We start from the raw sequence: 14,405 nt of genomic DNA, 5'->3' as shown, positions 1-14,405 counted from the left end.
TGATTTTTTGTAGTTAATTGTTGGAACCTTCAAGCCATTGTCACGTATACATGAATTGACGGATCCGTCGGTTGTAGCTTTGGACATATAGAAATGAGGAGAACAGATGAAAGCAACATGGAAACAGGTTTTATCATTCGTCACGGTACTCATGCTCGTACTAGGATTGATTCCGCCACAAGCGAGTGCGGACGCTGGAGCAGGGATGCAAGAGGCGAAGACGCTCAGCCCCGGAGTGGAAGTCACGTTCGAAACCGGGACAGACGCCACGAATACATACTGGTTCAAAATGGAACGAGGGACTCCATCGGCGATGACGCATATGGAAGTTCAGTTCGATTCGACGAAGCTCGCGAACATCTCGGTGTATCCGAGTGCCGATTTGGCAGCGAAGGACGAAACGTTCGAACAGTATCGTTCGAGCGCGTCACAAGAAGACGGACAGCAAACGGCGAAAATTCGATTCCCGTATGCATGGGAAGGTCCGTACTACATCAAAGTGGAGTATCTCCCGCTGATGGAAGAAGAAACGGTGTCGCCTTCCGACATCAAACTCGTCTACAACCCGGTCAAATTGCCGGTCAAGTATGAAAACATTGAGACGGAGGCAGGCATGTGTGCCGTCGAATCGATTTTAAATCCGGCACCAGAGCGCGACTCGATGTTGAAACTCATCCGTCGCATCCAGACGGAAGTGTTGGCACAATCGGAGTCAGGCAACGATTTGGCCGCCTTATACTACCGGACGTCGCCATACCTCATCAAAGCAATGGTGAAAGATGGCGCGAAACGCCAACAAGCGTACAATGATTTGAAGGCGTTACAGCCACTCATGAACGCGCTCGTTGATCGGAAATCATACACGCTCACGCAAGCGGATGAAGCCGCCATCGAACGGTTACAGACGCTCGTGACGTCAAGTGTGCCGACAGCGCTGCAAGCAGAAGTCGACAAGGTAGCAGCTAAGCTTGGAACGGGTACGCTTGCCGGAACACCGCTCCAAGATGTAATGGGTAAATTCGGGGTATCGATTGAAGTCGATGATGCGCCGCGTTATATCGTCAAATACAAGTCGTCACCGAGCAAGTCGCTCGGCAAGATGAACGCGTTATCGAACGTCTCGGCGGAGAAAGTCGATCTCGGTCGCCCAGGTGACCACTTCGCGGTCGTCGACGTTGAAGCGGCGAGCACGAAAACGCAAGCGACAGCCAAGTCGACGCTCGAGCGTGACGCGAACGTCGAGTTCATCGAGCCGGTCCAGACGTATCAAGCGTTCATGGCCGACACGAGTTACGACTATCAATGGTCACTCAACTCGAAATCGGTATTGGCGCCATTCCAAGATGCTGGAATCGGCATTGACGCTTACGAGGCACTCAACTTGCCGGCACGATCGGTCAAAGTGGCCGTGCTCGATACGGGTGTCGATTATCGCCTCCTTGACTTCAAAGGACGCGTCGATATCGCCAACGAGAAGAACTTTGTCGACCCGAACGGGGAAGGCAGTGCCATCGATGACCACGGTCACGGGACACATGTCGCCGGCGTCATCGGTGCGATTCAAAACAACGGGACATCGATGCGTGGCATGATGCCGGCCGTTTCGATTCTCCCGGTCAAAGTGCTCGATGCGAGCGGTTCGGGTGACACGGAACAAATCGCGCTCGGCATCAAGTATGCGGTCGATGCGGGTGCCAAAGTCATCAACATGAGCCTCGGCGGCAGCGAGAGCCGGACGATCGGTTACATGTTGAAGTACGCATATGACCGCGGTGTCGTCGTCGTGGCGGCAACTGGGAACGACGGCGATTCAAGCCTGTCATACCCAGCTTCATCGAAATACACGATCTCGGTCGGTGCGACGAACACGTTCGGCATCGTCTCGGATTACTCGAACCACGGATACGGCGTCGACGTCGTGGCCCCGGGAACGAAAGTCGCGAGCCTCGTGCCAAACGGTAACGTCGTCTATATGGATGGGACGAGTATGGCGACACCGCACGTCTCGGCTGTCGTTGGTTTGTTGTTATCGACACGTCCGACACTCAAAGTGGAAGAAGTACGTCAGTTGCTCCATCGCACAGCGGAACCAGTCGCCTTCTCAGGCGGCGATGCGACCGGCGGGATGAGCTATGAAGATGGGCTCAGCTATTTCATGGATGAGTCTGAAGAAGAGCTTCCGTTCAACTATGATTACATCAGCGGCTACGGTAAAGTGAACGTGCATTATGCGGCTTCGATGCTGCGTCTCTATGCCAAGCCAGGAATCGTCCGTGACAATTCGACCGTATTTGCTGCTAGCGTGCAAAGCGGGACAAAAGTGACGGTCTATAACGGCGAGAAACGTCTTGCGACAGGAACGTCGAAACAGGCTCGTGTCGCATTGAACATCGGAGCGCAAAAAGCAGGCACGACACTCCGTGTCGTCTATAGCAACGGCAAGCTCGTTTCGAGCGAACGTCTCCTTGTCACAACAGGAGCTCGTCCGAAACAGCCGGTCGTCACGACACCGCGTGCGAACGCGAAACAAGTGACCGGTCGCGCCGACGCTGGAATGACGGTCATCGTGCGTGATGCGAAGCGCCGCGTCATCGGGAAAGGGACGACTGGACTCACAGGATCGTTCGTCACGAAGACACGCACGCTCAAAAAAGGAGAGCGTCTCTCGGTTCATATCGAAGATGCGAAAGGCCGCGCCAGCCAGATGAAGCAAGTCATCGTCAAATAAGTGCGTAATAAACAAGGAGTTCGCCGCGGCGAACTCCTTGTTTTGTCTTCTATTCGAGGATGTCGAGGAGCTCCATGACGAGTAGGACGAACAGTCCGGAGCCGAGGACGGCCGCGAAGAAGACGAGCACGGCATACTCTTTTTGTTTCAAGATGGCCCACCATCCTGTCACGAATGCTCCGAGCCCGAGAACGGAGAACGTGGTCATATAGCTGAGCCGAAGCATGTTCGCGGCGTTGTCGCTCCAAAGCGTCGAGTGGAAGGTCGTATCGAAGTTATCGAGCAGGAGGAACGGCACGTACATGGCCAGGAACAATCCGATGAGGATGATCGACCACTTGCCGACCGAGGTGCGAGGGAACAAGGCGCCATTCATGACGATTCACCTCTTTTCGTTGCGAAATCATCTGTATAGAACTATTCCCGTTTTGGCGAAAAGTTGACGGCTTTCGTGGAAACGACATGATATAGTCAAAATGAGAGAGTGGGGGATGAAAATGGTCGAACAGTTCAACATGAGACGGGTTTGGGAAGACATGTCGGAAATGGGAGTCGTATTGACGCTGAAGGGAAAATGGTGCGCGGTCACGGTGGATGAGTATGTCACCGCATCCGACATCGACATGCTGATCTCCACGTTATGCGTGTTCAATGCACACAATGGGAAGTCGCCCCAGACGTGGATTCTCGATGTCCCGCTCGTCCATGTCTCCTTGACGTTCGAACTGGCGAATGCGCGAGGCACCGTCCGAGTCAACGCCGTGGTCGAACAAATGAAAGGCGATGGCGGAGATATGAAGGCGACCTTTTTGTTCGAGACGACGATGGGGCAGCTCGATGACTTATGCGCTCAACTCAAACGCTTCATCCGACGAGAGACCGACCATGTCGCATCGCTCTATGAACGATGACAAGCCCAGACAAAAAGCGTCTGGGCTTGTTTTAGTACCATTCTTTCGGTTCGTAATTCAATTCGCGGAACAACTGCTCGCGTTCTTTTTTCGACAGGTCGCGCCATTGTCCGGGCGGGAGCTTGCCGAGCGTGATATTCATGACACGTACGCGCTGAAGGCGGTACACTTCGTAACCGAGCGCTTCACACATGCGACGGATTTGGCGGTTGAGCCCTTGTGTCAGCGTGATGTTGAAATCGAACTTCGACAGTTGGTGGACTTTACACGGCAACGTCTTCTGGCCGAGGATTCTGACGCCGGCTTCCATCTGTTCGACGAACTCCGGAGTGATTGGCTTATCGACTGAGACGATGTATTCTTTCTCGTGCTCACCCTCGGCGCGAAGAATCTCGTTGACGATATCACCGTCGTTCGTCATCAAGATGAGCCCTTCCGAGTCTTTATCGAGACGGCCGATATTGAAGATGCGGAGCGGGTGGTTGACGAGGTCGACCAAGTTGCCTTTGACTTTCTTCTCGGTCGTGCTCGTGATGCCGACCGGTTTATGAACGGCGATATAAACGTTGTTTCGTGCGACGCGGGCGGCCGAACCGTTGACGAGCACTTCGTCCCCTGGGTTCACTTGGTCGCCGATTTTCGCTTTCTTCCCGTTGATGGTAACCCGTCCTTCTTCGACGAGACGGTCGGCTTGGCGGCGGGACGCCTTGCCGGATTCACTGATGAATTTATTGATACGCATAGATCCACGTCCTTTTTTTGGCTTCGTCCTCTCACTATAACGTATTTTACATGTGCCTGAAAGCGGGAAACGAACGAGTAGAGAGGATGTGGCACGATGGATCAAGCACGATTGCTATTGCAAGACGCGATTCGATTTCAACAAGCGCTCATGACGTCGTCGTTTCAGGCGGAATTGATTGAGGGGGCCTCTCCGGTCCTATGGTATGGGCGCCCGACGGAGCGACAGTGGCTCACCGTCGGGACGAATCCGTCGCGCGGCGAATTTTTTGAACGGGACGGAACCGTTCGTAGAGGAGAGTCACAAAAGTTCTATTGGCGTGACGAATCACTCGATGTCTACTTGCAAGATGACAACGCGCTCGACGCGACACTTCACTACGCCACGGCTTACTTCGAGGCCGGACGGGCGACGACGAGCTGGTTCGGCAAACCGGGAGGGGCGAAACTCGAGGCCCTGCTCGAAGGTATGGGTCGCTCGTTCTACGACGGGTCCGCGCTCCATGTCGACTTTTTCAAATATGCGACGTCGCGTCAGATGGGCCAATTGCGAACAGGACGCCAATGGATGGAGCACCCGACATCGCTCGATTTGCTCGAACGGACGATTCGTTATGTGAACCCGTCCCGTTTGATCGTCCTTGGGCGTGATAACTGTGCGGCATTTAATGGGTTCACGCACAGTGAACGGCTGGACGCGTATCCGAGTGCCCGGTTCGAGCTCGGTTATCATGCGACGCTCCATGTCCCGATGGTCGGACTGCATGTCAAACCGTCCGAAGTGTTCGTCGGTCTCGGGAACGGTCGAGACGCATTCGGTCTCCACCATGGCTCGTATGCGAAACGGGAGCATCTGATGCAAATCGGGTCGGCCATCGAAGCGAGCGCTCGTCGTTATTTCTCCTGAACGTCCTGTGGCGGATACACGCGCGTGATGCTGCCCCAAAAGTTGAACTCGTTGAAATCGATATAGCGGATGTCGCGGGAGCGGTTATCGAGCACCTCGAGCAAGATGACGTCGGGAAAGCCGGGCTTGTGGAAGATGGTGTACCCGATTCCGGTCACGGAGTGATTTTTATAGAACCCATTCGCCATATTCAAGATGAAGGGGCGATCGGCCGCGAGTTCGCGCTCGAACGTCGACCATTTCCATAAATAACGTGAGCTGCTGTGCCCTATGTAGCCGTAATGGGCCCATAGTTTCGTAACAATCGTACTGATTCGAGTCGGCGGTGTGCCCTTCTCATCTTTGAACTGATGAGCGAGCGCAATCTCACGTGCGTCTCGTTGAATCTCGATTACGTCCTCCGGGATGCGCTCATAGCCAAGGTCATGGTAATAGCGGAAAATAGCCGTCATCGAGGTGAGTGTACAATTGTTCTTGCCCCCGTTGAACGCTTTTTGAAGCAACACTGGAACCCCGTTGATGCGCTTCTCGCTCTTGACCGTCCAATGGCCGTGATAGCGGTCGTTCACGTAGGCCTTGGGGTCGATGATTCCAGCGTAACCTTTCTTTGCCACTTCGAGCTGGCCGGCATAATGTTCGTCCATGACGCACCTCCCTTTTTTCTTTATTATACAAACAACGCCCGTCCTCTGGAATGAGAGAACGGGCGTGTTGTCGTTAAAAGATGAGATGGGCAATCCCGACGATAATCGGTAACGTGATGATCGTCCGTAACAAGAAGATGAGAACGAGATTGGCAATTTCGAGCCGAGCAACAGTCCGCCGACCTCAGACATGAAGATGAGCTGGGTGACGGACACACAGGCGATGACGAATCGCGTCAACTCGCTTTCGATGCCGCTGCCGAGCACGGCCGGCAAGAACATATCGGCGAACCCGACGACCATCGTCTGGGCCGCGGCCTCTGCTTCTGGCACTTGTAACAACATGAGAATCGGTTCGAACGGCTTGCCGAGAATCGTGAACAATGATGTATGTTCAGCGATGACGAGCGCGATCGTTCCGACGGCCATGACGACCGGCAAAATGCCGAGCCACATGTCGAGCACGTTTTGGAACCCGTCCTTGAACGTGGCGCCGGCCCCTTTACTCGATTTTGATTTGAGCAATGCTTGACGCAGTGCCCAGACGCGCATTGGGACATTCGCCGGCACCGGTTCTTCCGATTTCAACTCCGTCTTTTCATACGCCGTGTCGGGCTTACGGGACAACGGATAGATGCGCGGCATGATGAGCGCGGCGACGATACCGGATAGGATGATCGTGCCATAATAATGCGGGAAGTAGGCGTCGAGCTCCATGTACGACAAGATGACGATTGTGAACGTGATCGACACGACGGAGAAAGTCGTGGCGATAATCGAGGCTTCTCGTTTCGTGTAATAGCCTTCTTCGTACTGTCTCGTCGTCAATAAAATTCCGATTGTGGCGTCCCCGACCCAAGACGCGAGCGCGTCAAGCGAGGCCCGACCCGGGAGGCGGAACAGCGGGCGCATCACTTTGATGAGCATCGTTCCGACGAACTCGAGCAGCCCGAAGTTCAACAGGAGCGGTAATAACATCCCGGCGAACAAGAACGTCGCGAACAAAATCGGGATTAAATCATATAACAACAATCCGCCCGTGAACTCGGACGTGATTGCCTCAGGACCGATGACGAGTAATGTCATGACACCGGCGATGAAACCGATGACCCGCATCACAAACCAGAATGGTGTGACGTTGAACAACGTGTTCAAATGAGGGCGCTCTAAGATGAACACCGGTTTGACCGCATACGCGATGAGTGAGCCGACGACCGAGATACCCATCATGATGACGGCAATCGTCGGTACGAAGTCGCCGATCAAATCAATCAGCCAGTTCGATAAAAAGGCGACCGGAATGGTGAACCCGTCACCAGACGGGATTGGGACGATGAAGAATAGAATCCCGATTAACGATGGAATGATGAATTTCATGTAATCTGCTGATGTGAATCTGGGCCCGTCATGACCGGACCGGTTTGGTGTGTGATTCATTCAATTAACCCCTTTTCCCCGAAAGTGTAGTGTGCGCTTCACTGGCACGTCCCCATCGTGCGTTACGTGAATTGCTATGAAGGAATAGCTTCTTCCCGTTCATTATAGAGAAGTGAACAGCGAGCCGGCAACAATTCGTTGTAATCTTCTGAAATATAGAAAGTGTTCTCAAGAGCGAACTATTCGTATTCTCCGGCTCACTTTAGTATGATGACGGCGAGTCTTACAAAATCGAGATATTCACCATATATACTTTAGGAACGGAGCGATACAGATGAGATTAAGTGTATTGGATCAAGCGCCGGTGACATCCGGACATACGTCAGAACATGCGTTACAAAGTGCGGTCGAACTGGCCCAATTGGCAGAAGAGCTCGGCTATTACCGGATGTGGATGGCCGAACATCACGGTGGCATGTCGTTTGCCAGCTCGGCACCGGAAGTCGTCGCGGCTTATATTGCGGCCAAAACAGAACGAATTCGTCTTGGTTCAGGTGGAATCATGATGATGCACTATTCCCCGCTCAAAATGGCCGAAGTGTTCAAGACGCTCAGCGCGCTCGCACCGGGACGTATCGACTTCGGGGTCGGCCGGGCACCGGGTGGGGACGCGAACGCCATCTACGCGATGTCGCAGGGTCAAAAACCGATGATGGACGGCCTGTATGAAAAGCTCGGGACGACACTCCAACTCATCAACGATGAGGCGCCGGAAGAACGATGGTATAAGAATACGCCGGCAGCGCCGACGGGTGTGTCACTTCCTGAGGCATGGCTCCTCGGATCGAGCGGGAACAGCGCCATCCAAGCAGGCCGGATGGGGCTCGGCTATTCCTTCGCTCAATTCTTCAATGGGGAGCTGAGTGTCGCGGCGCTCGACGCGTATCGTCAGCATTTCACCCCGTCCGCTTTCATGGAGAAGCCGGACATCAGCGTCACATATCTCGTCACGACGGCTGAGACGGAAGAAGAGGCCGAGTATTTGGCACGTCCGTCGGATTTATCACGCCTGTTCTTGATGAAAGGGCAGCTCCGCCAATTGATGAGCCCGGAGGCGGCACACGACTATCCGCTCACCGAGATCGACAAGATTCAAATCGCCAACAACCGAAAAATCCATCTCGTCGGGACACCGAAGCAGATTGCGACGCAACTGCAGGAAGAATCGGTCCATTATGGATTTGATGAGGCGATGATTTGCAGCATCCAGCATACACAAGAGAGCCGCTTGAACGTCTATCGGTTGCTCGCCAAAGAACTTCTATGACGAAAACGCACCTATTCCTTACGGAAAGGTGCGTTTGTCAGTTAGAGGAACAGCTGCATGAGCACGAACAAAGCGACAAGCCCGCCGAGCGAGACGGTAAAGAAGACGGCGACCGAACGTTCGTGATTGCGTAAGATCGTGTACACCCCCACGACGAACGCACCGAGTGCGGCGGCGATGGCCAACATCGATACAACGGCCGCCCACGTATTGTCGAATAACGTGTCGAAGTTGAACGGTTGAGCGGATTGGACGATGAGAGCAGACACGAATAAGAGCACGAACACTGCAAGCAACAAGAGAACCGACCATTTTCCTGGCTGTGTCTGTGGATAGACGTTTCGACTGAGCATGATGGTTCACCTCACTTTTGTGACGTTTATTTATCTATACCCGATTATTGCCCGCTCGTTAAAAACGTCTTCCCCTTTTTTTAAACGGTTTCGTGAACAAGACCGGCTAAAACCACTAAACTAGAAGAAACGGAGATTGCCTGGAGGTACAGTATGCAGCAGATGAAGATTGACCCGCACTATTTGTTTGACGTATTCGTTCAATTATACCGGATGGTGTTTTTGATGGAAGTGACACCTGAGGGATATCGGTACGCACGCGTCAGTAAACAGGGGAAACTGGCGTCCTCGCTCCCGGACGATGTGAGTGGCTTGTATTTACATGATATGTATGCGGTCGATGTCGCCAACGAGTTAATCGGGCATTACGACGAAGTCGTCGCGACGCATGCACCGGTCTATTTCATGTCACAAATGAATATCGAAACCAATACCGCCCGTTTTGCTTCCTCCGTTCTCATGCCGCTCGAAGATGAGGCGGGTAACGTGCGTTATGTGTTAGGGCTGACGACCGATTTATCGGAAGAGGCAGAGATGAAGCTATTGAGCAGCATCGAGAACATCGATTATTTGACCGGGATGCCGAACTTGATGAAAGTGAAGCTCGAGCTCGAGAAGCTGTTCACGCAACGAGAAGGAGCGGAAGTGACGAGCGTCATGCGGTTGCACATCAATCGCTTTAAAATCATCTTGTCCTTGCAAGGCGTGGAACAATCTCATCGCCTGATTAAAGAGATGACGCGGCACTTATCGGACCTGTTGCCGAAAGGATCGATTATCGGACGCGTAGACGGTGAAGATTTTATCGCTGTGCTGCCCTACACCTCAATCGAGACGGCGACGATACATGGGGAACGATTGCTTGCGGCCATCGCAGCGTACACGTACCAAGTGGCCGAGACCGAGTTCGCTTTATCCGGTTGTCTCGGAATCAGCGCGGGGAGCGAGGACGCCGACCGGGTCATCATGAATGCGTCAACGGCGCTCCTCGAAGCGAGACAAGCGGGCAAGCAAATCATCAAAGTGTACGAAAAGGACGATTACGTCCAACATTATATCGATGAGATGACGATTGAGATGGAACTCATCAAGGGACTGAAAGCAGATGAACTGAGCGTCGTCTATCAACCGAAAGTTGGCTGTCAGGACGGGATGGTTCATTTTGAGGCGCTCGTGCGGTGGCACAGTGCGACGCTCGGTAACGTTTCACCGGAAACGTTCATTAAGATTGCCGAAACGTCACTCTTGATTGAAGACATTACCGGGTTCGTTTTCGACCGAGTCTGTCGTGACATGATGGAGCAACCGGATCTGTTTGCAGGGCGACGTATCGCGGTCAACGTATCCCCGGTGTTGTTTCGACAAGACTATATCAAACAGTTATTACAGGTGCTCGCGACATACGGGTTGAGACCAGAACAGTTCGAGTTTGAGATCACGGAACATACGCTCATGCAAGAACCGCTCCTCGGCATTCAGACGGTCGACTATTTGAAAACGAAAGGCTTTCGCGTGTTGATTGACGACTTCGGCGTCAGCTACTCTTCCCTCAATTACTTGAAGATGTTTGAGATTGACGGCATTAAAATCGACCGCTCATTCATCAGTCAATTAGATAAAGACAACGGCCTGAAAGAATATGAAATCGTCAAATTGATTGTCTCACTCGCTAAAAAATTGAATTTAGAGGTCACGGCCGAGGGGGTCGAGACGGAAGCGCAGTATCGGGTGATGGAACAACTCGGTTGTGATGAGATTCAGGGGTATTTCTTCAGTCGTCCACTCCCGCTAAATGATCTCCAACAGGCGCTCGATGCGCTCGTCTATCAACATGCGGCGCTGCGACAACTAGAGTTGGCCACGACTTCTCCGTCGACGGTACTTGATGAGCAAGAAGCCGAGCGTTTGAAGACGATTCTGCGCCTTGAGATTTTAAACACTCCGCGAGAGGAGCGCTATGATCGGATTACGCGACTTGTCGCGCGCACGCTGAACATGCCGGTCGCGCTCATCTCGATTTTGACGACAGACCAACAATGGTTCAAGTCCTGCGCGGGTCCCTTGCTTGAGAGCCCACACGTGGATCGGGAATGGACACTGTGTGATCGGGTTGTGACTGGCCAATCGTCGGTTGTCATCGAGGATGTGCAGACGTCTGAGGCCGGGACAAACAACCCGTTGCTTGAAAACCTCGGTTTTTATGCCGGTGTGCCGCTCACGACGCGAAGCGGACATGTCATCGGCACGCTTTGTGTGACGGACGAACGAGCTCGCACGTTTGACGAGGCAGCGTTGCAGTCGCTTGAAGATTTCGCGCGTTGGGTCATGGCTGAAATCGAATTGACGGAACAGACACGGGCCCAGGCCCAACGTCAACAGACGCTCGAGTCGCTGTATGAGGTGACGGCGCTTCATGAACCGTTCGGCAATAAACTAAAACGGATTCAGACGGTGCTCCGCGGCTGGATCGGCTATTCCCATGCCGTCGTCTTCTCGACGGAGTCGAAACATCGCGTCTTATCCGAGGACGGGGAAGGCAGGCTCGACTGGACGAGTGATGCCCTGCAACAACTTCATGCTTTGACGACAATCGGGCACCAAAAATTAGGTCGTGCCGAACTTGTGATCGATGGAATCGAGTTTAGCTCGATGATCAGTCTGCCGTTGTCCAATGATGGCAAGACGTTCGGTTGGGTCGTGTTCTTGGCCGAACAGGGTAGCTTGAACGACGTCGTCGACGCAGCGACGATCAACGAGATGACGGATACGATATTGCTCGTGACCCGGTGGATGGAGAACGAGATTCGGCGCGAACGTAAGCATCAGGAAGTCATCGAACTCATCACCCAAGACAGTTTGACGAAATTGGCGAACCGGCACTCGTTCATGACCGACATGAGACAAAAGATGAATCGGAAGCAGTCGGTCGTGCTGTTGTTCATCGATTTGGATGATTTTAAACAAGTAAACGATTCCTACGGTCATCTGATCGGGGACGAAGTGCTCATCGAGACGGCACGACGGATTCGCTCGTTCAGTCAAACGTATGACGGGAAGGCGTATCGCTTCGCAGGCGACGAGTTTTTAATCGTCATCGATACGGAGCGAGAAATAGTTGGAGCAGACCGATTTGAGGAGTTGAATCGTCTCATTTCCCAGGAAATGAACGTCGGAGATGGCTTGTCCTTGCGGTTGTCGGCTAGCATAGGCGTCGCTTGTTCGGAAGACCACGCTTCGCTCGATGCGATGATTCATCACTCGGATGCGGCGATGTACGTCGCTAAAAATTGCGGTGGGGATGGGTATTACGTGTACGACTCCCATCAAGAAAATTGATACGGAGGTATCATATGAGCAAATTATGGCTGATCGAAGGATTACCAGGGAGCGGGAAGACGACGTTCGCGGAAACACTCGATGCGACACCAGGCTATACGTTTTATTCGGAAATCGATGCGTCACATCCGGTCGATGTTCATGACGTCTATTGGGTCGAAGCAGACGGTATGACGGAAGGCGAGGTCATCGATCAAGACGGAAACGGTCGATTCATACGATATCGTCCGAAAGAACGTCGTTCTGGAGTCGACGTCTATGAGCTGCCGTTCGATATACATGTTGAACTGATGATCGGCCGTTGGCGTCGTTTCGTGGAACGGGTCAAAGGAGAGGACGGTACGTACGTATTCGAATGTGCCTTCCTGCAAAACCCGTTCACAATCGGCATGGTGGCCCAAGACGTCCCGAACGAGCAGATTGAAGCCTATATCGAGACGGTGGCAGACTTACTGGCCCCGCTCGACCCGACTGTCGTCTATTTAGAGACAGTCGACGTTCCGACCGTGTTTCGCGATGTCTATGCGGAACGGCCTACAGAGTGGCAACGTGGTTTCGTCGAGTATTACACGACTCGCGCTTACGCTCAGGCAAACGGATTGGACGGGATTGAAGGGACGATTCAACTGTTGAAAGACCGGCAACGGCGTGAATTGAGCTTGTTAGAGCGTTTGCCGGTCCGGACGATTCGCCTCGTCAATGACGAACGGGGGGCGTTCGAAGCGCTCGACGCATTACGGAGTAGAGAGGAGGCCGATCATGCAGACACTTAAGCAGCATTCGGACCGGTTTTGGTATATGGAACCAGTCGCGAAGACCGACCGTCCCATCTTAGGGGCCGTCGTCGGCGACACACATACGCTCATGATTGATGCGGGGAACTCTGAGGCGCACACGATTTTATTTCTAGATGCCTTGACCGAACGGGGCATCAAACGACCGTCAATCGTCATGTTGACGCATTGGCATTGGGATCATATCTTTGGATTGTCGGCGCTGACCGACATTGTCTCCGTCACGAGCACTGCGACAAAAGCCGGGATGGAACGATTGCTGCCCTATGCGTGGGACGATGCTTCCTTAGCCGAACGGGTCGAAGACGGAAGCGAGATCGCGTTTTGCGCGGAAGCGATCAAACTCGAATATGGAGAAGAGCGATCGATGCGCGTCGTCTTACCGACGCTGACGTTCGATGATACGCTCACCCTCGACCTCGGCGGGGTACACGTCATTCTGAAGCACGTTGGTGGAGATCACGCTGCCGATGCAGTCGTGGCTTATGTACCAGAGGAAAAGGTGTTGTTTTTAGGGGATGCCCTCTATGCGAACTTGTACGCGCCGACTTGGCGAATGACCCCGGCACGGACATTGCGTCTCTTAGACCTGCTCGATCAGTTCGAGGCCGAAGCGTACGTCTGGTCACACGGTCAAGTCGTGACCCGTGCAGAATATGAGAAAGACCGAGACGTTTTACGTCATTTGGCCCGGATTACCACGAATTTCCCAGGAAATAAAGAAGCGATAACCGCTCAATACGAACGTCTGACAGGTCGGTCCGTCGACGAAGAAGTACAAGAGTTGATCTCGTTCTTCGTGAACGGTTCGAGCGAGGAAGCGTGATGAACATCAAACGAATTCATGATGAGGACGAAGCGTTTCAACAATTTTTGACGAGTCGATTGCGGATATTCAATGACGCTCATTCGGTACACCATCGCGAGATCCGCAACGCCGACGTCCCGGTCGTTCAGTTGAAAGTGGAACAGGACGGGGACGTAATCGCGGGGTTGTTCGGGAGCGTCTATTGGGGCTGGTTCGACTTGGACCGACTCTGGGTCGCGTCAGAACATGCGGGGACTGGCCTAGGGAGCCGTCTGCTCAAGGAAGGGGAACGGTTGGCCCGTGAACTCGGGGCGACGCGCGTCAAATTGACGACGTTCTCGTTTCAAGCGAAGACGTTTTATGAGCGCTTCGGCTATGAAGTCGCCGGCGTGCTCTATGATTATCCGCCGGGATCGGACTACTATATGATGACGAAGCAACTGACAGCTGATTGAAAAAAGGCGACTCGTGTGAGTCGC

11 protein-coding genes and 2 pseudogenes are annotated in these 14,405 nt (G+C 53.3%); 8 read left to right on the top strand and 5 right to left on the bottom strand.

The window, feature by feature from the left end:
* Window positions 1-106 precede the first annotated feature (106 nt).
* A complete protein-coding gene (locus KNP85_RS05140) occupies window positions 107-2,728 on the top strand; it encodes a S8 family peptidase (protein WP_214801779.1) in 2,622 nt (873 codons plus the stop codon).
* A 49-nt stretch (window positions 2,729-2,777) separates the two neighbouring features.
* Here the strand turns inward: KNP85_RS05140 and KNP85_RS05135 are convergent, their stop codons facing one another.
* Window positions 2,778-3,104, bottom strand: a complete 327-nt coding sequence (locus KNP85_RS05135) for a hypothetical protein (RefSeq protein WP_214801776.1) — start codon at window positions 3,102-3,104, stop codon at window positions 2,778-2,780.
* Window positions 3,105-3,219: 115 nt separating this feature from the next.
* Here KNP85_RS05135 and KNP85_RS05130 point away from each other — a divergent pair, with 115 nt between their 5' ends.
* Window positions 3,220-3,639, top strand: coding sequence for a hypothetical protein (locus KNP85_RS05130; protein WP_214801773.1), 420 nt, complete (start codon window positions 3,220-3,222; stop codon window positions 3,637-3,639).
* A 31-nt stretch (window positions 3,640-3,670) separates the two neighbouring features.
* Here KNP85_RS05130 and rluF read toward each other — a convergent pair whose 3' ends face one another.
* The gene (gene rluF / locus KNP85_RS05125) at window positions 3,671-4,381 is read right to left on the bottom strand and encodes a 23S rRNA pseudouridine(2604) synthase RluF (protein WP_214710769.1); all 711 of its coding nucleotides are present in this window, start codon (window positions 4,379-4,381) and stop codon (window positions 3,671-3,673) included.
* Between the two features lie 96 nt (window positions 4,382-4,477).
* Between rluF and KNP85_RS05120 the strand changes: the two genes are divergently transcribed.
* Window positions 4,478-5,287: a hypothetical protein gene (locus tag KNP85_RS05120; RefSeq protein ID WP_214801770.1), complete on the top strand. Its 810-nt coding sequence runs from the start codon at window positions 4,478-4,480 to the stop codon at window positions 5,285-5,287.
* Here the strand turns inward: KNP85_RS05120 and KNP85_RS05115 are convergent.
* Together KNP85_RS05115 and KNP85_RS05110 are read right to left on the bottom strand one after the other, a co-directional pair.
* Window positions 5,275-5,787: pseudogene (locus tag KNP85_RS05115) on the bottom strand (C39 family peptidase); the annotation flags it as partial. The gene KNP85_RS05120 and the pseudogene KNP85_RS05115 sit on opposite strands and share 13 nt — an antisense overlap.
* 217 nt (window positions 5,788-6,004) lie before the next feature.
* Window positions 6,005-7,368: pseudogene (locus tag KNP85_RS05110) on the bottom strand (YjiH family protein).
* Window positions 7,369-7,642: 274 nt separating this feature from the next.
* On the opposite strand from KNP85_RS05110, the gene KNP85_RS05105 reads away from it, so the two are divergent.
* Window positions 7,643-8,635 carry an LLM class flavin-dependent oxidoreductase gene (locus KNP85_RS05105; RefSeq protein ID WP_214801764.1) on the top strand — a complete coding sequence of 331 codons (993 nt, stop codon included), beginning with the start codon at window positions 7,643-7,645 and terminating at the stop codon, window positions 8,633-8,635.
* 41 nt (window positions 8,636-8,676) lie between these two features.
* Here KNP85_RS05105 and KNP85_RS05100 read toward each other — a convergent pair whose 3' ends face one another.
* Entirely contained in the window at window positions 8,677-8,988 is a 312-nt protein-coding gene (locus KNP85_RS05100; RefSeq protein WP_214801762.1) for a hypothetical protein, read from the bottom strand.
* Window positions 8,989-9,141: 153 nt separating this feature from the next.
* Between KNP85_RS05100 and KNP85_RS05095 the strand changes: the two genes are divergently transcribed.
* From KNP85_RS05095 to KNP85_RS05080, 4 genes are read left to right on the top strand one after another with little or no spacing between them, the layout of a single operon-like run.
* Window positions 9,142-12,324 carry an EAL domain-containing protein gene (locus KNP85_RS05095; RefSeq protein WP_214801759.1) on the top strand — a complete coding sequence of 1,061 codons (3,183 nt, stop codon included), beginning with the start codon at window positions 9,142-9,144 and terminating at the stop codon, window positions 12,322-12,324.
* Window positions 12,325-12,338: 14 nt separating this feature from the next.
* The gene (locus KNP85_RS05090; RefSeq protein WP_214801756.1) at window positions 12,339-13,097 is read left to right on the top strand and encodes a P-loop NTPase family protein; all 759 of its coding nucleotides are present in this window, start codon (window positions 12,339-12,341) and stop codon (window positions 13,095-13,097) included.
* On the top strand, window positions 13,084-13,944 hold the full coding sequence (locus KNP85_RS05085; protein ID WP_214801753.1) for an MBL fold metallo-hydrolase: 861 nt from the start codon (window positions 13,084-13,086) through the stop codon (window positions 13,942-13,944). Before KNP85_RS05090 ends, KNP85_RS05085 begins: the two co-directional genes overlap by 14 nt.
* Complete coding sequence (locus KNP85_RS05080; protein WP_214718696.1) at window positions 13,944-14,381, top strand: GNAT family N-acetyltransferase; 438 nt, start codon at window positions 13,944-13,946, stop codon at window positions 14,379-14,381. The genes KNP85_RS05085 and KNP85_RS05080 overlap by 1 nt, the downstream gene beginning before the upstream one ends.
* The last annotated feature ends 24 nt before the right edge of the window (window positions 14,382-14,405 follow it).

It is taken from the genome of Exiguobacterium sp. s194 (assembly GCF_018618275.1).
In the GTDB taxonomy this organism is placed as follows: Bacteria; Bacillota; Bacilli; order Exiguobacteriales; family Exiguobacteriaceae; genus Exiguobacterium; species Exiguobacterium chiriqhucha.
Note: the sequence above shows the minus strand (reverse complement) of the source record. Positions and strands in the feature narration are given on the sequence as shown.

Bases quoted from the DNA above. Each gene is read 5' to 3' on its own strand.
- KNP85_RS05090 (WP_214801756.1), top strand. From the start codon at position 12,339: ATGAGCAAATTATGGCTGATCGAAGGATTACCAGGGAGCGGGAAGACG.
- KNP85_RS05130 (WP_214801773.1), top strand. From the start codon at position 3,220: ATGAAAATGGTCGAACAGTTCAACATGAGACGGGTTTGGGAAGACATG.
- rluF (WP_214710769.1), bottom strand. From the start codon at position 4,381: ATGCGTATCAATAAATTCATCAGTGAATCCGGCAAGGCGTCCCGCCGC.
- KNP85_RS05135 (WP_214801776.1), bottom strand. From the start codon at position 3,104: ATGAATGGCGCCTTGTTCCCTCGCACCTCGGTCGGCAAGTGGTCGATC.
- KNP85_RS05085 (WP_214801753.1), top strand. From the start codon at position 13,084: ATGCAGACACTTAAGCAGCATTCGGACCGGTTTTGGTATATGGAACCA.
- KNP85_RS05095 (WP_214801759.1), top strand. From the start codon at position 9,142: ATGCAGCAGATGAAGATTGACCCGCACTATTTGTTTGACGTATTCGTT.
- KNP85_RS05100 (WP_214801762.1), bottom strand. From the start codon at position 8,988: ATGCTCAGTCGAAACGTCTATCCACAGACACAGCCAGGAAAATGGTCG.
- KNP85_RS05120 (WP_214801770.1), top strand. From the start codon at position 4,478: ATGGATCAAGCACGATTGCTATTGCAAGACGCGATTCGATTTCAACAA.
- KNP85_RS05080 (WP_214718696.1), top strand. From the start codon at position 13,944: ATGAACATCAAACGAATTCATGATGAGGACGAAGCGTTTCAACAATTT.
- KNP85_RS05105 (WP_214801764.1), top strand. From the start codon at position 7,643: ATGAGATTAAGTGTATTGGATCAAGCGCCGGTGACATCCGGACATACG.
- KNP85_RS05140 (WP_214801779.1), top strand. From the start codon at position 107: ATGAAAGCAACATGGAAACAGGTTTTATCATTCGTCACGGTACTCATG.